Genomic DNA, 25,644 nt, shown 5'->3' with positions numbered 1-25,644 from the left:
TTCCCGGGAGTAACCTCTACAGGCATGTTTGGGAAAAAGAAGAAGGCCGAAGCGGAAAAAGAATCCCCGCGCCATATCGCTGCAGAGCAGACGGATCTACCACTTGATGATCTGATGACCCGACTGGTAGCCCAGGAGCTTCCGCTGCTGGACAGCCGGGATCGCGTTGAGCTCTACCAGGCGCTCAAGGACTACGAGGGTCCGCAGATCACTTCCCAGGAGGAACTTCCCGCCCGAATCCGGGAGATCCTGGACCTTTAGGTCGATCCCCCGGCATGCCAGGTGGACGTGCAAAAACCCCGGCACCCATATGGGTCCGAGGTTTTGAATCAACCGCCAGTGGCGGTATCAGCTTCGTGGGAAGCTCTTAGGACAGGTTGCCCAGCGCGGTGGAGGAAGCGTCGACGACGTTGCCCAGGCCACCGAAGATGGTGGAGAAAACGCCGGAGATTGCATCGATAACGGTCTGAATAACGTTAGTCATGTAAGTGACCTTTCAGTGTGGCGGGGCGAGCACCCAAGAGGGCCTCACCCCGAAGATTGTGGATACCCGATTTTCTCCCCCGTCAATTGACGGGGAAGAGAATCAGGTGGTGGCGAAGCATCAACTCACGGGGAGAGCTCCACCGGTGACACTCTTAGGACAGGTTGCCCAGAGCCTCGGAGGACGCGTCGACGACGTTGCCCAAGCCACCGAAGATGGCGCCGAAGAAGTTGGAGACGGCGGTGATAACGGTCTGGATAACATCAACCATGATGAACCTTTCAAGGGTCAGGCCAGCAGTTTCAAGTACCGGCCACTGAAGATATGTGTTTGAACCATCCCCGCCCCCATCAGTCGACGGGAAGCGAGGCTAGCTGGTGGCGGGCCGTTTACTCACAGATGGGAGTGGCCCGCCGAGAACCTTAGGACAGGTTGCTCAGAGCGTCGGAGGAAGCGTCGACGACATCGCCCAGGCCATAGAAGATGGTGGAGAAAACGCCGGAGATCGCGTCGATGATGGCGTTGATGACATCAAACATGATGAAGACCTTTCGAAGTTTGTGGGGCCGGCCTTGAAGGCACCGAACCCGTCAGGATTCATTTCACACCAACCGATACTGCCTGAATTCGCTCCATCTCGGGAGAGATGTTCAGTGAACAATCAGGCGCCCACATTATTTGATGTGTTTACCTTTTATTCACTGACGCCGAACCCTTTAGCCGGTGTGGTAATTACGAGTATTGCAGGCCCAAAGGCTTAGTGACAACTGCAAATTCATTTTTAAATATCAATTCACGATAATGATTGATATACACCAAGACATTACCCATGTTCAGCGCATATATTTCAGCAACAATTAAGAAAGAGCACATGTTCAATTGAGCACAATTAAGCGCCCCCATGCGGGGGCACTCGCCCCGATATCCGAGCATCTATGCAGGTCACAGGGTTTATGGAGTTCAATTAAGCGAACTTATTCCCTGCATAATATTAAAGAATTACTTTATGTAACATATCGCGTCATATAACGATCTGTTCCCCTTTGAATAAAGTTAACACTGCCTATCGTCGAGAAACAAGTATATGTTTCATACTTGATAAAGATTGTTAGAAATTCAGGTATCAAGCCCTTTTCCTCATTTTCATTTAAGGCCCCCCTCATGGGATATGAGTTTCCCGGCGTTAACCTGGACCACGCTTTTTAACCCCCTCCCCACCGCACCTCGGGGAAGCTTTAACGAGTTGGGCCCCGCCGCCAGCCGGGGTCTGTGGGCGCAGACTCCACGAGCACCAGACGTGCGCCTCGCTTCCCTCACGGCAACAGCCACCGCCTGAATTCGCACCTCTATATATAGGGAGAGATTCAGGTAGGGCCTAGATCACGGCGCGTAGCTCCCGCCGGTGTCGGCGGCGCGGGTAGAGTCTTCCTCGTATCGCGTGCCTGACCATGCTCCGGGAACTTTCCGGGCACGGAATGAGGGCATGTCCGTCGACAGAAGAATCGGAAGATGGAACTGCAGACCACTGAAAAGTCCCTGACCGGCTGGGGCCGTACCGCGCCGTCCACGGCTCAGGTCCTGTCCACCCCTGATGCGGAGCAGATCATTGCTGCCGTCAAGCAGGTCGCTGATGAGAACAGCTCCCGTCCGGAGCACTTGCGCCGGGGCATCATCGCCCGAGGCATGGGCCGTTCCTATGGCGATCCCGCGCAGAACGGTGGCGGCCTGGTTATCGATATGCCGGTCCTGAATAAGATCCATTCGATCGACCCGGACTCCGCCATCGTCGATGTTGATGCCGGTGTCACCCTGGATCAGCTGATGAAGGCTGCTCTCCCCTATGGCCTGTGGGTTCCGGTGCTGCCGGGTACCCGCCAGGTAACCATCGGTGGTGCGATCGGCCCGGATATCCACGGCAAGAACCACCACTCGGCCGGTTCCTTCGGCAACCATGTCGTCAGCATGGAGCTGCTGGTGGCCGATGGCCGCGTTCTGCACCTTGAGTCCGAGGGCTCCGAGGATGACCCGAAGGGTGATCTCTTCTGGGCCACCGTGGGTGGCATGGGTCTGACCGGTGTCATCCTGCGTGCCAAGATCAAGATGACGAAGACCGAAACGGCCTACTTCATCGCTGATGGTGACACCACGAACAACCTCGAGGAGACCGTCGCCTTCCACTCGGATGGTTCCGAGGTCAACTACGAGTACTCCTCAGCGTGGTTCGATGCGATCAATCCGGCGCCGAAGCTGGGTCGTGCCAGCATTTCCCGTGGTTCCCTGGCCACGCTGGCGCAGCTGGAGGAACTCGCCCCGAAACTGGCGAAGGATCCGTTGAAGTTCAACGCTCCGCAGCTGATGACGGTGCCGGATGTCTTCCCCTCCTTCACCATGAACAAGCTGACGATGAACACCATCGGCACCCTGTACTACGCCATGGGCGGCACCTACCGGAACTCCGTGCAGAACCTGACGAAGTTCTACCAGCCGCTGGACCTGGTCGGCGAGTGGAACCGCGGCTACGGCCCAGCAGGTTTCCTGCAGTACCAGTTCGTGGTGCCGATGGATGCCGTGGAGCCGTTCAAGCAGATCATCCGCGATATCCAGCGCTCCGGCCACTACTCGGCGCTGAATGTCTTCAAGCTCTTCGGCGAGGGCAACCGTGCCCCGCTGTCTTATCCGATGGCGGGCTGGAATGTCTGCGTGGACTTCCCGATCCGCGCCGGGCTGAGCGAGTTCCTCGATGATCTGGACCGTCGTGTCCTGGAGTTCGGTGGCCGCCTCTACCTGGCCAAGGAGTCCCGCACCTCTGCGGAGACCTTCCACAAGATGTACCCGGGCATGGCCGATTGGCTCAAGATCCGCAATGAGATCGACCCGCACGGCGTCTTCGCCTCCGATATGTCCCGCCGCCTCGAGCTGCGCTAAGAAAGGACTGACTTCAATCATGCTGAACGCAGTGGGCCAAGCCCAGAACATTCTGCTCCTCGGAGGCACCTCCGAGATCGGGCTCGCGATCGTCGCTGAGTTCCTCTCCCGCGGTCCGGCCCGGGTCACCCTCGCCGCCCGCGCGGACTCCCCGCGTATCGACGCCGCGGTGGCCGAGGTCAAGGCCGCCGGTGCCCGTGAGGTCGAGATCCTCGACTTCGATGCCACCGACTTCGACTCCCACCCGGCGGTCATCGACCAGGCCTTCGCCCACGGTGACGTGGATATCGCGATCGTGGCCTTCGGCACCTTGGGTGACCAGGAGGAACTGTGGCAGGACCAGGCCAAGGCCGTTGCCTCCGCACAGATCAACTACACCGGCCCGGTCTCCGTCGGTGTGCTGCTGGGTGAGCGCTTCAAGGCGCAGGGCCACGGCACCATCGTCGCGCTCTCCTCCGTCGCCGGAGTACGCGTGCGCCGCTCCAATTTCGTCTACGGCGCTTCCAAAGCTGGCCTGGACGGCTTCTACACCCAGCTCGGTGAGGCGCTGCGTGGCAGCGGTGCCAATGTGCTCGTGGTCCGCCCGGGCCAGGTACGCACCAAGATGTCTGCTGAAGCCAAGGCTGCTCCGCTGACCGTGGATCCAGCGGACGTGGCACAGGCCACCTTCAAGGCGGTGCTCGGCGGCAAGGACATCATCTTCGTCCACCCGGCCTTCCAGTTGGTGACCACCGTCTTCAACTTCATTCCGCGGCAGATCTTCCGCAAGCTGCCCTTCTAATACCATCAACCATTGATTTAACAGCCACGGTCACCGCCACCGCCCGGGAGGATTCCCTCCTTGGCGGTGGCGGTTCGCGTGATCCTGGGTCCGGCCACACCGTTGTACCTGGGGATCAGGCCGGAGGTTATGGGAGAATGCCTTTTATGATGACCACCACCAGCACTACCGGGACACCGGAGCCACACCCGCTGGATGCCCCGGAGCCGGAACCCACCGAGGGCTATCTCACTGACCAGCTGAATCGGAAGCGCACGGTTCTGGCCATTGGTGCGGCGGCACTGGGCGGCGGGGTGCTCACCCTGTTGGCCTGGTTCGTCCTCAGCATGACCTCCCTCCCGGCCTTCTCTACCTCGATGGTGACCAAGGGCCTGGCCACCGCCGGCACCCTGGTGGTGTTGGTGGCGGTGGCGGTGGCGGTGATCTTCTGGCTCTTCGATGAGCAGTCCGTTGGCCACGGCTTCGCCCGAGCGGTCAAGAACGCCGGAGATAAGAATGCCGGGGACGCCGACAGCACCACCGCTGCGGGCGCGGCCGATGACGGGGAAGTCGATAAGCCTGCTGGGCCGGAGTCTGAGACGATCACCCGGCCACGCTGGCGGCTGATCCTGACTTACCTGATCTGTTATCTCTCCCCGGCGGCCCTGGTGGTCACCACCACCGCAATTCCCCTGGCCTCCACCAAGCTCTACCTCGACGGTATTCAGGTCGACCAGGGTTTCCGCACCCAGTTCCTCACCCGGATGACGGACACCTGGGCGCTCTCGGACATGAACTACATCGACATGCCCACCTATTACCCGGGCGCGTGGTTCTGGTTCGGGGGCCGCCTGGCTGATCTGCTCGGCATTCCGGGTTGGCAGGTCTACCAGCCCTGGGCCCTGGTCTCGATTGCCGCCGCAGCCAGTGTGCTGGTCCCGGTCTGGCAGCGAATCTCCGGATCCCTGGCGGTGGCCACCGGCATCGCCCTGTTCAGCACCTGCGTTGTCCTGGTGATGGCCGCAGACGAGCCCTACGCCGCCATCGTCGCGCTGGGCGTGCCCGCCGCCACCGTGCTGACTCGCCGCGCAGTGGTCGGCGCCCCCTTCGCCGCCCTCGGACTGATTCTCTATCTCGGCGGCTCAGCCTCGATGTACACCCTGTACACCGGGGCTATCGCGCTCTCGGTGATCGCCATCGCCGCGGCTTTCGCCGCCGTCGGTGAGCGTTCCTGGATGCCGCTGCTCCGCATGACCGGCATCGGCATCGCTGCGGTGCTCATGGCCCTGATCTTCTGGGGCCCCTTCTTCTGGGCGGTCATCCAGGGACGCCCGATGTCCGGGGCGACCGCCACCCACTTCCTACCGAAGGAGGGCACCGAAATTCCGGTGCCCTTCCTCTCCCCCAGCATCATCGGGCTGCTCTGTCTGATCGGGCTGATCTTCCTCATCGCCCGGGCGGTCGACCAGGATCTGCGTGCCATGGGCATCGGTCTGGCCATCTTCTACTCCTGGGCGGTGGCCTCCATGGTGTCCACCATTGCAGGTTCCACCCTGCTCGGTTTCCGCATCGACACCATCATCGTGCTGACCCTCGGCACCGCCGGTGTCCTGGCGTTGGCCGATATCCGACTGGTGGGGGTGCACCGGATGTATCCCCACCGGATCACCCCGAAGATCTCGCGTTCCATCACTCTGGTGATGGTCATCCTGATGATCTTCAGTGGTCTGAAGTACGCCCAGGACATCCCCTATAAAAATCAGGAGGAGATCGATCAGGCCTACTCCGACACAGACGGCAATGGTGAGCGCGGCGATCGTCGCACCCCGGATGCCGGCAGGTACTACGCCGAGATTGACGAACACATCCGTTCCTTCGGCTACGACCCCTCCGAGACCGTGGTCCTGACCGATGAGATCAATTTTCTGTCCTTCAATCCCTACCGTGGCTTCCAGGCCTTCACCAGCCACTACGCCAACCCGCTGGGCGAGTTCAATCGCCGTAACAGCGCGTTGGAGAGCTGGGCCGAGGAGTCCTGGGAGGAACTCTCGGATCCGCGGGAGTTCCTCCAGACCCTGGAATCCTCGCCCTGGAATATCCCTGATGTGCTGATTCTCCGCGGTTCCCTGGAGGAGCCCGATAAGGGACTGAAGTACCACATCGCCGAGGACATTTACCCGAATAACCCGAACGTGCGATACCACCGGTTGAACTTCAGTCTGGAGCCTTTTACCGGCGCCGGCTCAGTGTGGGATCTGACTCAGATTGGCCCCTTCGTGGTGGTGACTCGTGAAGGCTGAAAAATCTGACGTAAACTCTTCCACTGTGTCTGAAACCGCCGAACCGAAGCTGAATGTAGCGCCGCAGTGGTTGAAGGTTCTCGCCATCGTCACCGGTGTGCTCGGGTTCCTCTCCTTCATCGCGCTCCCCTTTCTGCCGGTCAACCAAACTCAGTCCTCGCTGAACTGGCCGCAGAATGACAACCTCGGGAGCGTCAACGCTCCCCTGGTGTCCTACGCACCCGAGGAATTCCACGCCAGCGTCCCGGTGTCCGCCATTGATGCCCTGAATGAGGGGCAGAATATGCTCCTGGGCACGCTGCCCCAGGACAGCACTGACGCCACCAGCCGGGGACTCTTCGTCCGCGGCTATGAAGACAGTGTGGTGGTCACCGTCCGGGACCAGGTGGTGCTCGAGGTCGCCGACGAGGAGTTCACGGACCTGCCGTCCGATGCGGTTCTGGAGATCTCCGCCACCGGTACTGAAACCACCGCAGAGATCCCCGGTGCCCGGGACGCAGACGGCGATCCTCTCGCCGGTGTCATCGACGAGGACGCCCGCCCCCAGGTCACCGGTGTCTACACCGAGATCGAAAACACCGCAGATAACCATGCTGCGCTGGCCGAGGCCGGCCTCAACGTCGATGTCGAGATCAATTCCCGGTTCACCTCAACCCCCTCGGTGATCAAGTACATCGCGATGTTCGGCGGCGTGATCCTGTTGCTGATCTCACTGTGGACGCTCCACCGCATGGATAAGCTGGACGGCCGTTCCAGCCGCCGTTTCCTACCCAAGAAGTGGTGGAAACCGAAGGCACTGGACGGCTTGGTGGGCGCCATCCTGGTCTACTGGCACCTGATCGGTGCCAACACCTCCGATGACGGCTTCCTGCTGACCATGGCCCGGGTATCCGATAACGCCGGCTACATGGCCAACTACTACCGTTGGTTCGGGGTGCCGGAGTCCCCCTTCGGTTCCCCCTATTATGACTTGCTGGCGCTGATGACCCAGGTCTCCACTGCCTCGGTATGGATGCGCCTGCCCGCCTTGGTCTCGGGCCTGGTCATCTGGCTGGTGCTCTCTCGGGAGCTCATCCCCCGCCTGGGTGCGGGCATCGGCGGCCGGAAGGTGGCCTACTGGTCCGCCGCCTTCATGTTCCTGGCGTTCTGGCTGCCCTTCAACAACGGCACCCGCCCAGAGCCGATCATCGCCATGGGCGCGCTGCTGACCTGGGCGTCCTTCGAGCGCGCCATCGCCACCGGCCGACTCTTCCCGGCCGCGGTGGGCACGATCATCGCCACCCTTTCGCTGGGTGCCGGCCCGACCGGCCTGATGGCGGTGGCGGCCCTGCTGGCCTCGCTGTCCAGCCTGATCCGCATCGTCAACCGCCGACTGCCCCTGATGGGTGCACCCCGTGGCGCCTCGAAGAGGAAGTCCTTCACGGCGGCCTTCGCCCAGATCGCCCCCTTCCTGCCTGCCGGTACAGCCATCCTCATCGCGGTCTTCGGCGACCAGACCTGGGCCACCGTCATGGAGTCCATCCGGGTTCGCTCCGACAAGGGCCCCGCCATGAACTGGTACGAGGAATGGGTCCGCTACGAGACCCTGATGCAGCCGACCGTGGACGGCTCCCTGACCCGCCGCTTTGCCGTGCTGATGATGTTCCTCTGCCTCGGCGTCGTCATAGCGATGGTACTGCGCAAGGGCCGGGTTCCGGGCTCGGCCACGGGCCCCTCCATGCGCCTGATCCTGATCGTCTTCGGCACCATGTTCTTCATGGCGTTCACCCCGACCAAGTGGACCCACCACTTCGGTGTCTACGCCGGTATCGCCGGAGCCCTAGCTGCCCTGGCTGCGGTGGCCCTGAGCTACATGGCCTTGCGTTCCAGCAAGGCCCGGACCTTCCTGATCGGTGCCGTCCTCTTCGTCTCGGCGATCTCACTGGCGGGCATCAACGGCTGGTGGTACATCTCCAGCTTCAATATCCCCTGGTGGGACAAGACCGTCCAGATCAAGGGCATCGAAGCCTCCACCGTGGTGCTCTTCCTGGCGCTGGCGGTCCTGCTGATCGGTGTCATCCAGTCCTTCGTCTCTGATGTGAAGACCGACCGCGCCGAAGCCCGTGGTGAGTCTGCGGCCCTGGCCCTCGAGGAACAGGAGAAGCGCAAACGTTGGGTCGGAGTCGCCGCCGCCCCCGTGGCGGTGGCCACCGCCCTGATCACCGTCTTCTCCTTGGCTTCACTGACCAAGGGCTTCGTGGACCAGTACCCGGCTTATTCGGTCGGTCTGGGCAACCTGCGGGCATTGGGCGGCGATAAGTGTGGTCTGGCCTCCGACGCCATGTTGGAGACGAACTCCAATGATGCTTTCCTGCAGGTCGCTGACGGCTCTGACTTCGGTGATTCCATGGAGAGCGAGGACAGCCGTGGCTTCGATGCCAACGGTATCCCGCCGACCATCAACTCCGAAGGGGTGTCCGCTGCCTCCACCAGTGCGATCTCCGATTCAGTGGATTCGGATGGCGGCAGCGATGAGGCCACCGGCCAGGAGACCGGTACCACTGGCGGTGTCCGCGGCACCCAGGGTGTTAACGGGTCCACCGCCCGCCTGCCCTTCGGTCTGGAGCACACCCAGGTGCCTGTCATGGGCTCTTGGAAGCAGGGTGCCCAGCAGCCGGCGGAGCTGACCAGCGCCTGGTATCAACTCCCCGAGGCCTCAGAGTCCGCACCGCTGATCGTGGTCTCGGCTGCCGGCCGCATCGAGCACCACGACATCAATGGTGTGAAGCAGGACGGCCAGGAACTCATGCTGGAGTACGCCACCATGGATGCCGCCGGAAACATCAGCAACGAGGGCGAGTCCGAGCTGCTCGACATCGGTCCGACCCCCTCCTGGCGTAACCTGCGCCTGCCACTGGAAAACCTCCCGGCGGAGGCCAATGTGGTGCGTATCGTCGCCGCCGACCCGAGTCTCGATCCCGAGCAGTGGCTGGCTTTCACCCCACCGCGGGTGCCGGATCTGGCACCGTTGAACGAGGTCGTCGGCGCTGACAAGCCGGGCCTGTTGGACTGGTCTGTAGCCTTGCAGTTCCCCTGCCAGCGCACCTTCGACCACTACGCGGGCGTGGCCGAGATCCCGGAGTACCGGATCTCCCCGGACCACGCCGGCAAGGTCACGCTGACCCCCTTCCAGGATTATGCCGGTGGTGGCGTGATGGGCACCGCAGAGGCCGTCAACTCCTCCTATGAGCTGCCCAGCTACATGCTCAATGACTGGCACCGCGATTGGGGTTCCATCGAGGTCTACCTGCGCCGCGCGAACTCGCAGGGTGCGATCCCGGAGAATGCCCAGATCGACTACGCGGAGTTCACCCGCTCCGGTTTCTGGGACCCGGGCGAGATGATGATCGACGAGTAGCAGCCCGCAGGCTGGCTTGAGAACAAGGAGGGGAACCCGAGGTGGGTTCCCCTCCTTGGGGTTTGCCACCGCCGGGATGCTTATCGACGCCCCACGGGTACCGCAAGGTGGCCGGTACCGCCGTGGCAGGGGCCAGTCAGCTTCCTAGTTCTCCCGGAGCACTCCACCGGCCACAAGATTCTCAAGAGCCTTAACTGTTGAGGTTGTCGTCGTAGCGAATATTTCGGCGGCCGCTGAAGCAGTCAGCAGTGGATGATCAGGGAGAATCTCCATAATTTTCGACTCAATGGAATCTGCTCGCAGCGCTCGCGATCTTCCCTGGATTCCTGCAATGTTCCTCGACCCGCTGCCGCCATTCCTGATGGAGCTCCGCCAGATCCATGGTCATTCGCTGGGCTTGATCTGCGGCGTCGCCGAATCTTCCGCTCAACCTGGCTGGCCTCTTTTGAAAGTTTCGTCGGGCTAGTCCCCGACCCACCCACCGGAATCCAAGGTTGACTCAGCCGCAGCGCTTATCCTTGCCACTTTTCGATCCTGCGCCAACCTTAAGGATTATCCTTGATCGGATGGGCACTTTAATCAAGGATAGGACTTATCCTTGGCTAGCCGAACGCCGAAACCACGGCTAATCCAGTATCCAACCGCTGACTGCGCATCCTTTTCGGGAAGATTCCCGCTGGTCGGCCGCCAGATCGAGCACCTCAATCCTCAGGCTCGCCCGACCCCCTCCCAGGCAAAGTCGGATTTCCCCTCTCCAGATCCACCCTGCGCACCCAACCCCTTGCCACATACCCCCATGGGGTATACATTGGAGGACATTAGCGCGGACATCCTTTCCTGCGCCCTGATCCATTAACCTTCATGCTCTTGAACCAGGACTGATAAATAATGACGCAGACCCAACCACCCCTCGACCTGATTCAGGTCGACTTGGGCGTTACCGGAATGACGTGCACCTCCTGCTCCTCCCGTGTTGAGCGCAAGCTCAACAAGGTCGAGGGCGTCGAGGCGACCGTCAACTACGCCACCGAATCAGCATCCGTGACCTTCGACCCGAACAAGGTCGACACCGAAAAGCTCATCGCGACCATCGAGAACACCGGCTACGGTGCCTTCACCATGAGTTCCGAGTCGGAGACCCAAGATGCTGCCACCGACAACAGCAGTACCCCGACCAGCGGGCAGGGCCAGATCGACGCCGCCCGCGATGCGGAGGCCGAGGACCTCAAGCAGCGGCTGATCATCTCGGCACTGCTGTCCCTGCCGATCGTGGCACTGAGCATGATCCCCGCGCTGCAATTCACCAACTGGCAGTGGGCGGTACTCACCCTGGTGACCCCGGTCTTCTTCTGGGGCGGTGCCCCCTTCCACAAGGCAACCATGGTCAACCTGCGCCATGGCGCTTTCACCATGGACACCCTGGTCACCCTGGGTACAACTGCCGCCTACCTCTGGTCACTGTGGGCGTTGTTCATCGGCAATGCCGGGATGCCCGGTATGAAGATGGAGATGCACCTGCTGCCGAGCGCCTCCACGATGGATGAGATCTACCTCGAGACCGTCGCCGTGGTCATCTCCTTCCTGCTACTGGGACGCTGGTTCGAGACCAAGGCCAAGGGCCAATCCTCCGAGGCCTTGCGCAAGCTGCTGGACATGGGTGCCAAGGATGCCGCCGTCATCCGGGACGGTGCTGAGATCCGTATCCCGGTCAGTCAGCTCAAGGTCGGCGATATCTTCGTGGTCCGCCCCGGCGAGAAGATCGCCACTGATGGCGTGGTCACCGAGGGTTCCTCCGCGGTGGACCAGTCCATGCTGACCGGTGAATCCATTCCGGTCGAGGCCGCCCCCGGTTCCAAGGTCACCGGCGCCACCCTAAACACCTCCGGACGGCTGATGGTCAAGGTCACCCGCATCGGCGCAGACACCACCCTGTCTCAGATGGCCAGGCTGGTCACCGATGCCCAGGCCAAGAAGGCCCCAGTGCAGCGCCTGGTAGACCAGATTTCCCAGATTTTCGTCCCTGCGGTCATCGTCATCTCCATCCTGACCCTGTTGGCTCATGTCTTTTTCACTGATGCGGGCCTGGCCCCGGCATTCACCGCCGCAGTCGCAGTACTAATCATCGCCTGCCCCTGCGCCCTGGGCCTGGCCACCCCGACCGCACTGCTGGTCGGCACCGGTCGCGGCGCCCAGCTGGGTCTATTGATCAAGGGCCCGGAAATTCTGGAGTCCACCAAGAAGGTCGACACCATCGTCATGGACAAGACCGGCACCGTCACCTCCGGCATCATGTCCGTCACCGAGGTCACCCCGGCCGCAGACTTCGACCGCGAAGAGGTCCTGGCCGTGGCTGCCGCAGTTGAATCCGCCTCCGAGCACCCCATCGCTCAGGCCATCGCTCGCGAGGGCGAACGCACCATGCCGCTGGCCGAGGTCAGCGATTTCAACAATGAGGCCGGGCGTGGTGTCACCGGTGTCGTCGCCGGCCGCAATGTCACGGTCGGCCGTCCCGCTGGTCCGCTTGATGCCACCCTCCAGGCTGCCTTCACCGAGGCACAGTCCCTGGGTGGTACCCCGGTGATCGTCCAGATCAACGGCCGCAATGCCGGCATCATCACTGTCCGTGACACGGTCAAGGAGACCTCCGCCGAGGCGGTCGCCGGCCTGAAGAAGCTGGGACTGACCCCGATGCTACTGACCGGCGACAATGATGGCGCGGCCAAGGCAGTGGCCGCAGTGGTCGGTATCGACCCCGCCCATGTCATTGCCAATGTGCTACCTGCAGAGAAGGTCGCGCAGATCGAGAAACTGCAGCGCCAGGGCAAGAATGTCGCCATGGTCGGTGACGGTGTCAACGATGCCGCCGCCCTGGCCCAGGCAGAACTCGGCCTGGCCATGGGAGCCGGTACCGATGTCGCCATCGAGGCCTCGGATATCACCCTGATGAACAATGATCTCCGCTCCACAGTCGATGCCATCCGGCTCTCCCGAAAAACCCTGGGCACCATCAAGGGCAACCTGTTCTGGGCCTTCGCCTATAACGTGGCACTGATTCCGGTTGCCGCGCTCGGCCTGCTCAACCCCATGCTCGCCGGTGTCGCCATGGCGTTCTCCTCGGTGTTCGTGGTCAGCAACTCGCTGCGGCTACGCGGCTTCAAGTCCAGTCATAACGCTCCAGCCACCTCGCCGGCCACTGCCCGGATCAGCGCCGGGCAGCTGGCCAACGCCTGACCCCGACAACCCAACCCCACGCCCCATTTTCCGGCCGGGGCCGGTGGCCTCAGTGCACCCGCCGGATACCGGTGGTCCGGCCCGCCGGATCAATCTCCAGCAGCACAGCACCGAGGACCATCTCCCCCTTAGCCAGGGTGTAGGGCGGGAGATCATCAAGCGGTTCTCCCCGGAAGGCGGCCGCGAAGTGGAGCGGATCAAATCCGCCGCCGGTAAAGCCCAGCCGACCGGTCATGCCCAGTTCGGTCACCAGGCCGGTTCCCTGGGGCAGGACATGCCCGCGCAGGGTGGCGTCGTGGGTGTGGGTGCCCACCAGAGCGGTGATGCTCCCATCCAGGGCGGCCGCCATCGAAGCCTTCTCCCAGGGTGATTCCCCATGGACGTCGAGTAGGACCACCTCGGCAAGCTCATGCTCAGCGTTGACCTGCTGCCAGGCCTGCCACAGCGGCTGTGGCTTCGGGGCATTCATGTCCGGAAGCGCAGCCGTTGGGCTGAGTAGGTTGATCACCGAGATCTTTCGGCCATCGCGGCCGGTGAGGGTGCACACGCCCTGACCGAGTTCGGTATCCAGATTCACCGGCCGCACCACCTGCGGGTGCGCCAGGACCTCCGCCACCTCGGGTCCGTCCCAGGAATGATTGCCGCCGGTGATGACATCGACCCCGCCAGCGACCAGCACCTCGACGATCGCCGAGGTCATGCCAAAGCCATTCATCGGTGAGGGGCCGGTGACGGCACAGTTTTCCGCGTTCACCATGACCCAGTCAACGCCGAGTTCGGCGCGTAGCGCCGGCAGCCGCTCCGCGAGCCAGTAGGCTGCCTCCTCGCCCACCACATCTCCTACTGCAAGGACCTTCATTGGATCCCCTTTCCCTGAAATAATGCAGGTCCACGTCCACCTGCTCTATGTGGAATCTTTTTCCGAAACTAACCATAAATCCGGAACTATGATCCAGCAACCGCACAGGAGGTCAAATGGGCTGGCCAGCGCTGGCGAATAGGTCAGCACCCGCTGTACAGTCAGCTTATGCTGACCATTAATTCCCGGCTGGACATCATGAACCGGCTCGGCCGGGCCATGGCCGACCCCACCCGCTCCCGAATCCTCCTCTCCTTATTGGAGGCTCCCGGCTATCCCGCCCAGCTCGCCCGGGACCTGGAACTAACCCGAACCAATGTCTCCAACCACCTCGCCTGCCTGCGAGGTTGCGGCATCGTGACCGCCGAACCGGAGGGCCGGCGTACCCGCTATGAGATCGCCGATCCCCACCTGTCCCGTGCCCTGAATGCCCTGGTGGAGACCACCCTGGCTATCGATGAGAACCAGCCCTGTCTGGATCCCCAGTGCCCGGTCCCCGGCTGCTGCGGAAACTCCCCCGCCCCCGAAGCCGGAGAACACTAGACATGGATGCCTGTTGTGCACCGGTGGCAGCCACCACCCAAGCAACACCCCAGGAGGAGGCCACTCCGTGGTGGCGTGAGCGGGCGATTCTCATCCCTGCAGCCTCCGGAGCACTGCTGGCGATCGGGATGCTGCTCTCCTGGGCCGGGGTCACGGTGCCGTTGCTATTCTGGGCCTCCCTCCTGCTGGGTGCCTCCCAGTTTGTTCCCGGCGCGCTGCGCAGCCTGCTGAGCTCCGGCCGCCTCGGCATCGGTCTGCTGATGACGATCAGCGCTATCGGCGCGGTTCTGCTCGGGTTCGTGGCGGAGGCCGCTGCCCTGGCTTTCCTCTATTCCATTGCGGAAGCGTTGGAGGACCGGGCGATGGACAAGGCCCGGTCCGGACTGCGTTCCCTGTTGCGGCTGATCCCGGCAACGGCCACGCTTATCGGTCCGGGTGGCACCACCCGCACCGCCCCGGCAGCGACGCTGAAACCCGGTGATCTGCTGCGCTTGGCCGCCGGGGAGCGGCTCGCCACGGACGGTATCGTTCGTTCCGGGCACAGCAGTCTGGATGTCTCCGCGATCACCGGCGAATCCATCCCGGTCGAGGTGGGTCCCGGTGCTGAAGTTGCGGCAGGGTCGATCAACATCTCCGGTTCTCTCCAGGTAGAGGCCACCGCTGCCGGGAGCGATAACTCCCTGACCACGGTGGTCAGGCTGGTGGAACAGGCGCAGGCGGAGAAGGGGCAGCGCGCCCGGATCGCGGACCGGATCGCCCGCCCCTTAGTGCCGGGTGTACTACTTCTCGCCATGCTGGTTGCCATTATCGGTTCGTTCTTGGGGGATCCGGCGGTTTGGATCGAGCGCGCCCTGGTGGTGTTGGTTGCCGCGTCCCCCTGTGCTCTGGCGATCTCGGTGCCGGTCACCGTCATCTCCGCGATCGGGGCGGCCAGCCGTTTCGGGGTGATTTTCAAGTCCGGTGCCGCCTTCGAACGTCTCGGCGGGATCCGTCACCTGGCGCTCGACAAAACCGGTACCCTGACCCGCAATGAACCTCGGGTCACCACGGTGCTCGCTGCGGCGGGCGTCGATAAGCAGCAGTTGCTCGGCTGGGCGGGCGCACTTGAGGCGCACAGCACCCACCCGCTTGCGGCGGCGATCACCGCGGAAACCTCGGAACTGCCCACTGTCCGCGAGGTCCGCGAGGAGGCGGGTCGGGGCCTGCGCGGGCTTATCGACGGCGCGATGGTCGCCGTGGGCAGCCCCCGCTGGCTCTCCCCCGGCGCGCTGTCCGCAGAGGTCGGGGCCTTGGAGGCCGAGGGCATGACCGTGGTGGTCGTGCATCGTGATGGTGGTGTGGTGGGTGCGATCGCCGTGCGCGATGAACTGCGCCCGGAGGCCGCCGAGGTGATCGCGGGACTCCAGGCTGCGGGAACCGGGATCACCATGCTCACCGGTGATAATGCCCGTACCGCCGGGGCCTTGGCGGCGCAGGCCGGCATCCTGGACGTTCGTGCGGAGCTGCGCCCGGCGGAAAAGGCCACGGCGGTGGCCGAGCTACAGGCCAGCGGCGCCCCGGTGGCGATGATCGGTGACGGTATCAACGACGCCCCAGCGCTGGCTTCGGCGGATATCGGCATCGCCCTAGGAGCCAGGGGTGCCGACGCCGCGGTGGAATCCGCGGATATCGCCTTCACCGGGGAGGATCTGCGGGTGATACCGCGGGCACTGCGGCATGCCCGGCGGGGCCGCCGGATCATCAACCAGAACATCGGGCTCTCCCTGGTGATCATCATCGTGTTGCTGCCGCTGGCGATCACCGGAGTGCTGGGGCTGGCTGCGGTCGTGTTGGTTCATGAGGTGGCCGAGGTGCTGGTCATCCTCAACGGACTGCGGGCGGGGCAGGCCTCCAGACGGAATCGGCCCAGGGAATCCTGACACGCTGCCGGGTTTATGCTGGTAGCCGTGTCTTCATCTCATCCCTCACCGGACCCACGCCGCAATGCTTCCGTCCTCCCGCCTGCAGGCCCCGCCTGGGGTGGCTCGCTCATGGGGATCTCCATCACCGCTTCCCTGCTGCAGGTGCACGGCTGGCACCTGGCCGCTGAGGTGGTCCTGGTGGTGGCGGGGATGACCGCCGTGGTGATCACCCTGGGCTGGGTGCACCGGCGCTCCCCGGGATTCACGCCGGAGGTCATGCCGGCGTGGGCGATGCTGTCCATGGGCCTGCTCGCCCTCGGCTCGGCGTCCTCGACGATCTTCGGCGGGACCGCTTTAGGTGAATCAGCCTGGTGGTTCCACCTGCTCACCTGGGTGATCGCTGGGCTCTTGGGACTGAGTACCTGCCTGATCTATCTCCGGGCGCTGGTCAAGGGAGAGGCTGGTGCCCCCACTTTCTCCTGGGGGCTGCCCCTGGTGGCCCCCATGGTCACTTCAACAGTGGGGATGCAGCTCCACCCCTGGCTGGAACTCCGTGGTGCCGCACCTCTGTTGCTCAGCGCCACCCTCTGGATCTCGCTGCTGTGCTTCTGTCTGAGTCTGGCCCTCGCGCTTCCATTTTTCGCCCGCGTCTACCTGTACTACTTCAGCCCGCAGGCGCTGCGCTCCCAGAAGCCACGGATGCACCAGATGGCCGCCCCCACCACCTGGATTCCGCTGGGGGTGATCGGCCAATCGACAGCGGCGGCACAGCTGCTCGGTGCGGCAACCGGCTGGCAAACCGCGGGCATCATCTACGGCTCCATCATGCTCGGCATCGGTGTCCCGCTGGCACTGCTGGCTCTCCGGGAGCACTACCGTGCCGCCTTCACCGGGATCGACTACAGCCCCACCTGGTGGTCCAGTACCTTCCCGTTGGGCACCTGCTGCCTGGGCGCCCACGCCCTTTCCCTCGCAGCTGAAACCCCCTGGCTCAACACTCTCAGCGCCGGGCTGCTGATCCTTCTTCTGGTACACGTGTGCTGGGCCGGAACCGGTTTCCTGCGCGCCGTGGGAGGTCGGGCCCTGAGCTAACAGCGGAATGAAGGGTAGGTCTCGAGCATCAAGCCAATTGCCTCTCGGTCAGGCAGCCCAACCCGGCGATCCTCGAGACCTACCCTCCGTTCAACTACACCGCCATCGGCGCATCCGTCGGGGCCACGGCGATCGGCAGGGCGGTCTCGCCCATGAGATCTTTATCCACGGCGGCTGCGGCGGCCCGGCCCTCCGCGATCGCCCAGACGATCAGCGACTGACCACGGCCATTGTCACCGGCGACGTAGACCGGAGCCTCGAAACCCGGGAAACGCGGCTGGCTGGTAGCCCGGTACTCACTGTCGCGTTCGATGCGGCCACGCTTATCCGCGACCAGCCCGAGCTCAGCGAAGAGTCCGTTCTGCTCGGCACCCGAGAAACCCAGGGCGATGAGCACCAGGTCAGCATCAACGTGGAAATCGGTGCCGGGCACCGGCACCCGCTTGCCCTCGATGACCTCGATGTCCACGCACTGCAGGCCGCTCACCTGTCCCGATTCGCCCCGGAAGGCCACGGAACCCGCGTTATAGAGTCGATTTCCCAGGGTCTCCCCCGGCACCCGGGTGGCCAGCCCCAGCGCCGCAATCTCTTCCGCTGACTCATCACCGGTGATCCGGTAGTCGCCCTCCTCATGGGCGGTGGCCACACGCTTGATCAGCGGGAACATCGGCCAGGGGGTCTTCGCTGCGCGGGTGGCCGGGGCTTCGGGGCGGATGTCCACCTGGGTGACGCTGGCCGCACCCTGCCGTAGCGCGGTACCGAAGCAGTCGGTGCCGGTGTCGCCGCCGCCGATGATGACGACCTTCTTGCCGCGGGCGCTAATAGGCGGAGTTTCATAATCACCCTCGTTGACCCGGTTCTGTTCGCTGAGGTACTCCATGGCCGGGTAGATGCCGGCCAGTTCCCGGCCCGGGACCTCAAGTGGGCGTGGTACAGGTGTACCAGTGGCGAGTACGACAGCAGAGAAACCGCTCAGATCGGCGGCGGTGGGCGCGATGCCGGTGCGGAAGACAGTGCCCTCATCGCTCATCTGTGCCAGGCGGCGGTCGATCCAGTGATTCTCCATCTTGTACTCCGGCACGCCGTAGCGCATCAGCCCGCCGATGCGGTCATCGCGTTCGAAGACGGTGACCCGGTGCCCGGCGCGGGTGAGCTGCTGGGCGGCGGCCAACCCGGCAGGTCCGGAGCCGATGACCGCGACGGCTTGGCCGGTGTCGATGCTCGGGCGGATCGGGCTGACCCAGCCCTGCGCAAAGCCGCGCTCGATGATCTCCAGCTCAATGTTCTTGATGGCCACGGCATCATCATTGATGCCGAGCACGCAGGCGCCTTCGCAGGGTGCGGGGCACAGGCGGCCGGTGAACTCGGGGAAGTTATTGGTGGCGTGCAGCCGGTCCAGCGCCTCGCGCCAGCGGTTCTGGCGCACCAGGTCATTCCACTCGGGAATGATATTTCCCAGCGGGCAGCCCTGGTGGCAGAAGGGCACACCGCAGTCCATGCAGCGGGCGGACTGCTGCTCGATCTGTCCTTCGGGGGCGGTCTCGTAGACCTCACCGAAGCTCAGCAGGCGCAGCGGAACCGGCTTATGGGCGGGTTCGCGGCGGGAATGGTTCAGGAATCCATGTGGGTCAGCCATTAGTTCACTGCCTCCTTGATCGAGTGGTTGTGCTGCACGGTATTCTCGGCGCTGGCCAACTCAAGCATCACCCGGCGGTAATCGCGCGGCATGATCTTGACCAGGTCCCGCGAACGGTAGCTGGTGGTCGAACCGGTGAGTTCCCGGTGACGGGCGATGGCCTCGTCCACCCATTCGCGGTCGCCATCGGAGAGCTCCTCGATATCGACCAGCTCGGGGTTGACCCGACCTACCAGGTCCTCGCGCCGGGGCAGGTAGGCGATTCCGCCAGACATACCGGCCCCGAAGTTGGTGCCCACCTCGCCCAAGACAATGACCCGGCCGCCGGTCATGTATTCACAGCCGTGGTTACCGATGCCCTCGACCACGGCGGTGGCGCCGGAGTTTCGGACGCCGAAGCGCTCGCCCACCTCACCGCGGATGAAGAGCTCACCCGAGGTCGCGCCATAGCCGATGACATTGCCGGCGATGATGTCCGGATGAGTCCCCAACTGCCCGGGGGCAGACTCCGCGGGTCGGATGATGATTCGGCCGCCGGAGAGTCCCTTGCCCACGTAGTCATTGGCATCGCCGATCAGGTTCAGGGTCAGCCCGGCCGGGATGAAGGCACCGAAGGAGTTGCCCGCGGAACCGGTGAAATTGAGATTCAGGGTGCCCTCCGGCAGCCCGGTGGCTCCGGTGGCGCGGGTGATCCGGGAGCCGAGCATGGTGCCCACCGAACGATTGACATTGCTCACCGGGTAGTCCAGCGTGATGTTCGGTGCTGCTCCCCGCACGGTGCGGGCATTCGTCGAGGCGAAACCTGCGGCTGCGGTGATCGTTGCCCGGGTATCGGCGATCAGCTTATTGTCCAGGGACTTGTCCAGGCTGTGCTCCTGGGCGCGGACGTGCTTGATCTCCTGTTCCGGGAAAGCCGTGGTGGGCCGGTGGAAGATCGGGCTGAGGTCAAGTTTGCCGGTCCGGCCGAGATGCAAGCCCTCGGTATCGCGCTGGCGCAGCACCTGGGCCTGGCCGATGGCCTCATCCAGACTGCGGAAACCCAGCTGGGCCAGGTATTCGCGGATCTCCTCGGCAATGAAGGTAAAGAAGTTGATCACGTGCTCGGCCTGGCCGGTGAAGCGCTTACGCAGGTCCGGGTTCTGGGTGGCCACTCCGACCGGGCAGGTGTCCAGGTGACACACCCGCATCATGATGCAGCCCTCGACCACCAGCGGAGCGGTGGCAAAACCGAATTCCTCGGCACCGAGCAGGGCGGCGATGATGACATCGCGGCCGGTCTTGAGCTGGCCGTCGCACTGCAGGCGGACCCGGTCGCGCAGCCCATTGAGCAGCAGGGTCTGCTGGGTTTCGGCCAGCCCGAGTTCCCAGGGGCCACCGGCGTGCTTGAGTGAGGTCAGCGGGGAGGCGCCGGTGCCGCCATCATGGCCGGAGATCAGGATGACATCGGCATGGGCCTTGGCTACCCCGGCGGCAACGGTGCCCACGCCCTGCTCGGCGACGAGTTTGACGTGGATCCGGGCGTCCGGGTTCGCACACTTGAGGTCATGGATCAGCTGCGCCAGATCCTCGATGGAGTAGATGTCATGATGCGGCGGCGGGGAGATCAGGCCGACGCCCGGGGTGGTGATCCGCACCTTGGCGATCCACGGGTAGACCTTGTCCGGCGGCAACTGGCCGCCTTCACCGGGCTTGGCGCCCTGGGCCATCTTGATCTGGATATCGGTGCAGTTGTTGAGGTAGTGGCTGGTCACCCCGAAGCGCCCAGAGGCGACCTGCTTGATCGAGGAACGACGCCAGTCGCCGTTGGGCTCCTTCTCGAAGCGGGCGGCATCCTCGCCGCCTTCACCCGAGTTGGATTTGCCACCCAGCCGGTTCATGGCGATGGCCAGGACCTCATGGGCCTCGGCCGAGATGGAGCCGTAGCTCATCGCGCCCGTCGAAAAGCGCTTGACGATGCTCGCCACCGACTCGACCTCCTCGAGCGGCACCGCGGGGTGCTCCGGGGCGAACTCGAAGAGGCCACGCAGGGTGCCCAGCTTCGCGGACTGCGTATCGACGGCCGCGGTGTACTCGCGGAAGATGTCATAACGGCCGGTGCGGGTGGCGTGCTGCAGCTTGAAGATGGTCTCCGGGTTGAAGAGATGAAACTCGCCCTCACGGCGCCACTTGTATTCGCCGCCCAGATCCAGCTCGCGGTGGGCCTGCTCCTCCGGGCGCGGCAGGAAGGCGCTGCGGTGCCGGGTGGCCACATCCGCAGCCACCTCGGCCAGGCCGATGCCACCGATCGGAGCCGGGATGCCGCCGAAGTACTCGTCCAGCAGTTCCTGGGACAGCCCGGTGACATCGGCGAGCTGGGCACCACGGTAGGAGGCCACGGCGGCGATGCCCATCTTGGACATGATCTTGAGCACCCCGGTGGTGGCGGCCTTGAGGTAGTTGGCCCCAGCCTGCTCCAGGCTGAGGTCCCCGAGCTGGCCCTTGATGCGCAGCTCATCGATGGTCTCGAAGGCCATGTAGGGGTTGATGGCATCCGCGCCGAAGCCGATGAGCATGGCCAGGTGGTGCACCTCGCGGGCATCACCACACTCGACGATCAGGGAGCAGCGGGTACGTGCCCGCTCGGCGACCAGCTGCTGGTGGACCGCGGAGGTCAGCAGCAACGCCGGCACCGGAGCCAGGCGTTCATCGGAATCACGGTCCGACAGCACGATCAGGGTCTTGCCGGCGGACACCGCCGCCGAGACCTCGCGGCGCACGCGGTTGATGGCGTCGCGCAGGCCGGCCCCGTGGTGGGCCACCGGGTAGAGCCCGGAGATCACGGCGGCACCGAAACGGTCCCACTCACCGTGGTCATTGGCGTGGATCAGGGTGGCCAGCTCATGGTTGTCGATGATCGGCCGGTCCAGCCGGATCCGGCGGGCGGTTTCCGCGGAGGGGTTGAGCAGGTCAGATTCGGCACCGAGCAGGGTGTACATGGAGGTCACCGGCTTTTCCCGGATGGAATCCATCGGTGGGTTGGTGACCTGGGCGAAGCGCTGGGAGAAGAAGTCGAAGAGCATCCGCGGGCGCTGCGAGATCGCGGCGATCGGGGTATCCGAACCCATGGAACCGATGGCCTCGGCACCACTTCGCGCCATCGGATGAATCAGCAGATCCACATCCTCTTCGGTGATACCGAAGACCCGCTGGCGCAGCACCACCCGGTCGTGCGGCATGTACTCATAACGGGTCTGCGGCAGGCCGTCGAGGTGGACGAAGTTCTCCCGGATCCACTCACCATAGGGTTCTGCGGTGGCCAGCAGCTGCTTGATCTCGTGGTCCGGAATGATCCGGCCCGCACCGGTGTCCACCAGGAACATCCGGCCCGGCTGCACCCGGGTGCGCTGGACGATATGTGCCGGATCAATGTCCAGCACACCCGTCTCAGAAGCCATGACCACCAGTCCCTCATCGGTGATCCAGATCCGCCCCGGGCGCAGCCCGTTGCGGTCAAGCACGGCACCGACATAACGGCCGTCGGTGAAGGCGATGGCGGCCGGCCCGTCCCAGGGCTCCATCAGGCAGGAATGGTACTCATAGAAATCGCGCAGCTCCGGGTCCAGGGTCTGGTCATTCTCCCAGGCCTGGGGCACCATCATGGCTATGGCGTGCGGCAGGCTCCGGCCACCCAGATGCAGCAGCTCCAGGGCCTCATCGAAGCGCGCGGTATCCGAACCGCCGGGGGTGCACACCGGCAGGGCGCGGTCCAGGGCACCGAGTTCCGTGGAGTCGATCATGGATTCCCGGGCGCGCATCCAGTTCTCATTGCCGCGGACGGTGTTGATCTCACCGTTGTGGGCGACCATCCGGTACGGGTGTGCCAGTGGCCAGCTCGGGAAGGTGTTGGTGGAAAAACGGGAGTGCACCAGGGCAATCGCGCTGGCCAGACGGGGATCCCGCAGGTCAGTGTAGAAACCGGCCAGCTGGGAGGTGGTGAACATTCCCTTGTAGACGATGGTCTGGCTCGACAGCGAGGGGAAGTAGACGGTGGGCTCCCCCTGGGATTCCCCGAGCTCGCGGGAGCAACGGTTGCGGATGAAAAACATCACGCGGTCCAGGTCGATGCCGGACTTGTCCCCGGCCGCCAGGAAGATCTGGGCCAGGCCGGGCATGGCCTCCCGGGCCATGGAGCCGAGTTCGGAGGCATCGAAGGGCACCTCGCGCCACGCGAGAACCCGGGCCCCTTCCTGGGTGATGATGCCCTCGATCTCGCGTTGAGCATCCATCTTGGCCATGCGGGTGCGCGGCAGGAAGACGATGCCGGTGGCGTAGTGGCCCGCTTCCGGCAGCGCCACATTCTGCTCGGCGAGGACCTCGCGGTAGAAGGCATCCGGAATCTGCAGCAGAATGCCGGCGCCGTCACCGGTGGTCGGTTCCGCACCGGCAGCACCGCGGTGCTCGAGATTGACCAGGGCCTGGATGGCCTGGTCAACCAGGGTGCGGCTGGGGCGGCCATAGAGGTCTGCGAGAAAAGCGACGCCACAGGCGTCCTTCTCGTGGATTGGATCGTAGAGTCCCTGCTTGTTCATGGCGCCTCCCTTGAGATTCTGCTCTTGTGCTGCCAGGTCCATACCCCGGCAGCCCTATCTACCTGTCGATCTATAGATTATTTTCCAGTCCAGAAAACACCCACCCCAGAGCCCGTGCAACTTTAGGGTCACCTAAAACCCGCAGCTCAGCCAAAATAATGTGATGCACAGCACAATTATATACCTGTCGAGCGACCGGGGGCCACCCCCAATTTCCTGATATTTACCCCCAGGAGCTGGGGGACCTATCCTCCGACAGGTAATAATTCCCACCACTCCAGGACATCCCCGGCCCAGCCGTCCCCCATCCCCCAACTGGCAAATTCCGGAGAGTGCGCCCCTATCACAAGCGCAATTTCAACGTAAGCCAAAACTCTCCAAAATCACCCCTGAAAAGGTCATTGTTAGGCAAATCTGACCCTCACGGAAAGCGCGGATCCACTCAGGGCAGCCTAATATCTACTGAGTCTTGGTAATTTCCGATATGTGCGCCTGAAGGTAGTTCCTAAAACTCTATGAGCGATTCTTCCCTCCCGACCCATCAACCGCCCAGCGTCCGGCGGGCAGTGACCATTGCGGTCCTCGCCGTGCTGATGGCGCAGCTGCCCATCAACGCGGTCTCAGTGTCACTGACCACCATCGCCGCCGATACCGGTGCCGGCACCTCCGGACTCCAGTGGGTGCAGTCCAGCTACATCCTGGCGATGTCGGCCTCCGTGCTCTCCGCCGGGGTCATCGCCGAAAACATCGGCCGCCGCAAGGTCATGGTCCTCGCCCTGTGGCTGATGGCCGCCGGCACCGCGATCGCGGGACTATCCTCACTCGCCGGCGAGAACGCCATGCCCCTCCTCTGGGCCGGCCAGGCCCTCGCCGGCTTCGGCGGCGGTGCGTTGCTGCCCACCACCCTGGGCACCATCGCCATGGTGATCCCGGATCCGCGTAAGCGTGGCCCCTATATGGCGCTCTGGGGTGCTGGCACCACCGCTGGCCTGGCCTTCGGCGCCATCGCCGCCGGCTTGATCCTCAAGGTCGCAGATTGGGGCTGGATCTACCTGCCGCCCTTCCTCATCGCCGCCGCCATCGCCCTCATCACCCAGACCATGCTCCCGGAGTCCCCCACCTCCAAGCCCGGCATGGACCTGCCGGGGCAGATCTTCGCCATCATCTTCATCATCGGCCTGATCTTCGGTGTCATCCAGGGCGGCGCGCAGGGCTGGCTCTCAGCCCCCGCGATCATCGGCTATCTTCTCGCGGTCGTCGGTCTCATCCTGTTCATCTACCGCGAATCCCACACCTACGCTCCCCTGATGGATCTGCGGGTGTTCCGAAACCCCGGCTTCGTGGCCGCCTGTTTCGCCGCCGCCATGGCACTGTTCTCCGTGGTCGGTGTGGGCTTCATGCTGGCCCTGTTCCTGGGGTCCGCCAAGCAGCTGGACCCGCTGGGCATCGCCTCCTATGTGGCCTTCATCCCGGGTACCGCCCTGGTGGTCTCCCCGCTGGTGGGAATAGCGCTCCAGAAGCTGCCGGCCAATTTCTCGCTGACCATCGGTCTTTTCCTGGGGGCTCTGGGCACCTTCCTGATCGCGCACACCGATGAGCAGACCTCCTACCTGAACACGGTCTGGCGGTTGATGATCTTCGGTGTCTCCATCTCCATCATGTTCGCCTCGGTGGCCACCGTCGCCGTGAACTCGGTGCCACTCAAGCAGGCAGGTATGGCCGGGGCCACCAATACTGTGGTCCGGCAGATCGGCGGTGCCCTCGGCCCCGCCATCATCGGCTCGATCTACGCCACCGGCAGGGCTTCCGGCGCCTCCATGTCCGAGGCCTTCAACACCGCACTGAGCGTGACGACGGCCCTGATGGTCCTCGCCGCGCTAACTTGCCTGGCCGCTGGCATCGCCGGCAGCAGGCGGAAGTCCGCGGCCAGGAACTAAATACCGGGGAA

General features: G+C 63.8%; 14 protein-coding genes. 11 read left to right on the top strand and 3 right to left on the bottom strand.

Features of this window, described 5'->3' with window-relative positions:
- Positions 1–24: 24 nt before the first annotated feature.
- The 7 genes from ACTU46_RS13125 (at position 25) to ACTU46_RS13095 (ending at position 13,097) form a co-directional block, all read left to right on the top strand.
- Complete coding sequence (locus tag ACTU46_RS13125; protein WP_443382398.1) at positions 25–261, top strand: hypothetical protein; 237 nt, start codon at positions 25–27, stop codon at positions 259–261.
- 1,732 nt (positions 262–1,993) lie between these two features.
- Complete coding sequence (locus tag ACTU46_RS13120; RefSeq protein ID WP_443382396.1) at positions 1,994–3,409, top strand: FAD-binding protein; 1,416 nt, start codon at positions 1,994–1,996, stop codon at positions 3,407–3,409.
- 19 nt (positions 3,410–3,428) lie between these two features.
- The gene (locus ACTU46_RS13115) at positions 3,429–4,190 is read left to right on the top strand and encodes a decaprenylphospho-beta-D-erythro-pentofuranosid-2-ulose 2-reductase (protein WP_443382394.1); all 762 of its coding nucleotides are present in this window, start codon (positions 3,429–3,431) and stop codon (positions 4,188–4,190) included.
- Between the two features lie 146 nt (positions 4,191–4,336).
- Positions 4,337–6,469 (top strand): galactan 5-O-arabinofuranosyltransferase, encoded by a 2,133-nt coding sequence (locus ACTU46_RS13110; protein WP_443382392.1) that lies wholly within the window; start codon positions 4,337–4,339, stop codon positions 6,467–6,469.
- Positions 6,470–6,494: 25 nt separating this feature from the next.
- On the top strand, positions 6,495–9,866 hold the full coding sequence (locus tag ACTU46_RS13105; protein ID WP_443382391.1) for an arabinosyltransferase domain-containing protein: 3,372 nt from the start codon (positions 6,495–6,497) through the stop codon (positions 9,864–9,866).
- A 286-nt stretch (positions 9,867–10,152) separates the two neighbouring features.
- Complete coding sequence (locus ACTU46_RS13100; protein ID WP_443382389.1) at positions 10,153–10,332, top strand: hypothetical protein; 180 nt, start codon at positions 10,153–10,155, stop codon at positions 10,330–10,332.
- Positions 10,333–10,754: 422 nt separating this feature from the next.
- Positions 10,755–13,097: a heavy metal translocating P-type ATPase gene (locus ACTU46_RS13095; protein ID WP_443382387.1), complete on the top strand. Its 2,343-nt coding sequence runs from the start codon at positions 10,755–10,757 to the stop codon at positions 13,095–13,097.
- Between the two features lie 49 nt (positions 13,098–13,146).
- Here ACTU46_RS13095 and ACTU46_RS13090 read toward each other — a convergent pair whose 3' ends face one another.
- The gene (locus ACTU46_RS13090; RefSeq protein WP_443382385.1) at positions 13,147–13,956 is read right to left on the bottom strand and encodes a YmdB family metallophosphoesterase; all 810 of its coding nucleotides are present in this window, start codon (positions 13,954–13,956) and stop codon (positions 13,147–13,149) included.
- Between the two features lie 168 nt (positions 13,957–14,124).
- Between ACTU46_RS13090 and cmtR the strand changes: the two genes are divergently transcribed.
- Genes cmtR through ACTU46_RS13075 form a run of 3 tightly spaced genes read left to right on the top strand, consistent with a single transcriptional unit; the run spans position 14,125 to position 17,492 of the window.
- Positions 14,125–14,499, top strand: a complete 375-nt coding sequence (gene cmtR, locus ACTU46_RS13085) for a Cd(II)/Pb(II)-sensing metalloregulatory transcriptional regulator CmtR (protein WP_443382383.1) — start codon at positions 14,125–14,127, stop codon at positions 14,497–14,499.
- A gap of 2 nt (positions 14,500–14,501) precedes the next feature.
- The gene (locus ACTU46_RS13080; protein ID WP_443382381.1) at positions 14,502–16,418 is read left to right on the top strand and encodes a heavy metal translocating P-type ATPase; all 1,917 of its coding nucleotides are present in this window, start codon (positions 14,502–14,504) and stop codon (positions 16,416–16,418) included.
- Positions 16,419–16,445: 27 nt separating this feature from the next.
- On the top strand, positions 16,446–17,492 hold the full coding sequence (locus ACTU46_RS13075; RefSeq protein WP_443382380.1) for a TDT family transporter: 1,047 nt from the start codon (positions 16,446–16,448) through the stop codon (positions 17,490–17,492).
- A gap of 94 nt (positions 17,493–17,586) precedes the next feature.
- On the opposite strand, the gene ACTU46_RS13070 is transcribed toward ACTU46_RS13075, so the two are convergent.
- Together ACTU46_RS13070 and gltB are read right to left on the bottom strand one after the other, a co-directional pair.
- Complete coding sequence (locus tag ACTU46_RS13070) at positions 17,587–19,128, bottom strand: glutamate synthase subunit beta (protein ID WP_443382379.1); 1,542 nt, start codon at positions 19,126–19,128, stop codon at positions 17,587–17,589.
- Positions 19,128–23,696, bottom strand: coding sequence for a glutamate synthase large subunit (gene gltB, locus ACTU46_RS13065; RefSeq protein WP_443382377.1), 4,569 nt, complete (start codon positions 23,694–23,696; stop codon positions 19,128–19,130). Before gltB ends, ACTU46_RS13070 begins: the two co-directional genes overlap by 1 nt.
- 515 nt (positions 23,697–24,211) lie before the next feature.
- On the opposite strand from gltB, the gene ACTU46_RS13060 reads away from it, so the two are divergent.
- Positions 24,212–25,633 carry an MFS transporter gene (locus tag ACTU46_RS13060; RefSeq protein ID WP_443382376.1) on the top strand — a complete coding sequence of 474 codons (1,422 nt, stop codon included), beginning with the start codon at positions 24,212–24,214 and terminating at the stop codon, positions 25,631–25,633.
- The last annotated feature ends 11 nt before the right edge of the window (positions 25,634–25,644 follow it).

Origin of the sequence: Corynebacterium sp. A21 (assembly GCF_052266655.1) — a bacterium.
Classification (GTDB): domain Bacteria; phylum Actinomycetota; class Actinomycetes; order Mycobacteriales; family Mycobacteriaceae; genus Corynebacterium.
Note: the sequence above shows the minus strand (reverse complement) of the source record. Positions and strands in the feature narration are given on the sequence as shown.

Excerpts from the sequence above, each read along its gene's own strand:
- ACTU46_RS13125 (WP_443382398.1), top strand. The coding sequence starts at position 25 with ATGTTTGGGAAAAAGAAGAAGGCCGAAGCGGAAAAAGAATCCCCGCGC.
- ACTU46_RS13120 (WP_443382396.1), top strand. The coding sequence starts at position 1,994 with ATGGAACTGCAGACCACTGAAAAGTCCCTGACCGGCTGGGGCCGTACC.
- ACTU46_RS13115 (WP_443382394.1), top strand. The coding sequence starts at position 3,429 with ATGCTGAACGCAGTGGGCCAAGCCCAGAACATTCTGCTCCTCGGAGGC.
- ACTU46_RS13110 (WP_443382392.1), top strand. The coding sequence starts at position 4,337 with ATGATGACCACCACCAGCACTACCGGGACACCGGAGCCACACCCGCTG.
- ACTU46_RS13100 (WP_443382389.1), top strand. The coding sequence starts at position 10,153 with ATGGAATCTGCTCGCAGCGCTCGCGATCTTCCCTGGATTCCTGCAATG.
- ACTU46_RS13095 (WP_443382387.1), top strand. The coding sequence starts at position 10,755 with ATGACGCAGACCCAACCACCCCTCGACCTGATTCAGGTCGACTTGGGC.
- ACTU46_RS13090 (WP_443382385.1), bottom strand. The coding sequence starts at position 13,956 with ATGAAGGTCCTTGCAGTAGGAGATGTGGTGGGCGAGGAGGCAGCCTAC.
- cmtR (WP_443382383.1), top strand. The coding sequence starts at position 14,125 with ATGCTGACCATTAATTCCCGGCTGGACATCATGAACCGGCTCGGCCGG.
- ACTU46_RS13080 (WP_443382381.1), top strand. The coding sequence starts at position 14,502 with ATGGATGCCTGTTGTGCACCGGTGGCAGCCACCACCCAAGCAACACCC.
- ACTU46_RS13070 (WP_443382379.1), bottom strand. The coding sequence starts at position 19,128 with ATGGCTGACCCACATGGATTCCTGAACCATTCCCGCCGCGAACCCGCC.
- gltB (WP_443382377.1), bottom strand. The coding sequence starts at position 23,696 with ATGAACAAGCAGGGACTCTACGATCCAATCCACGAGAAGGACGCCTGT.
- ACTU46_RS13060 (WP_443382376.1), top strand. The coding sequence starts at position 24,212 with ATGAGCGATTCTTCCCTCCCGACCCATCAACCGCCCAGCGTCCGGCGG.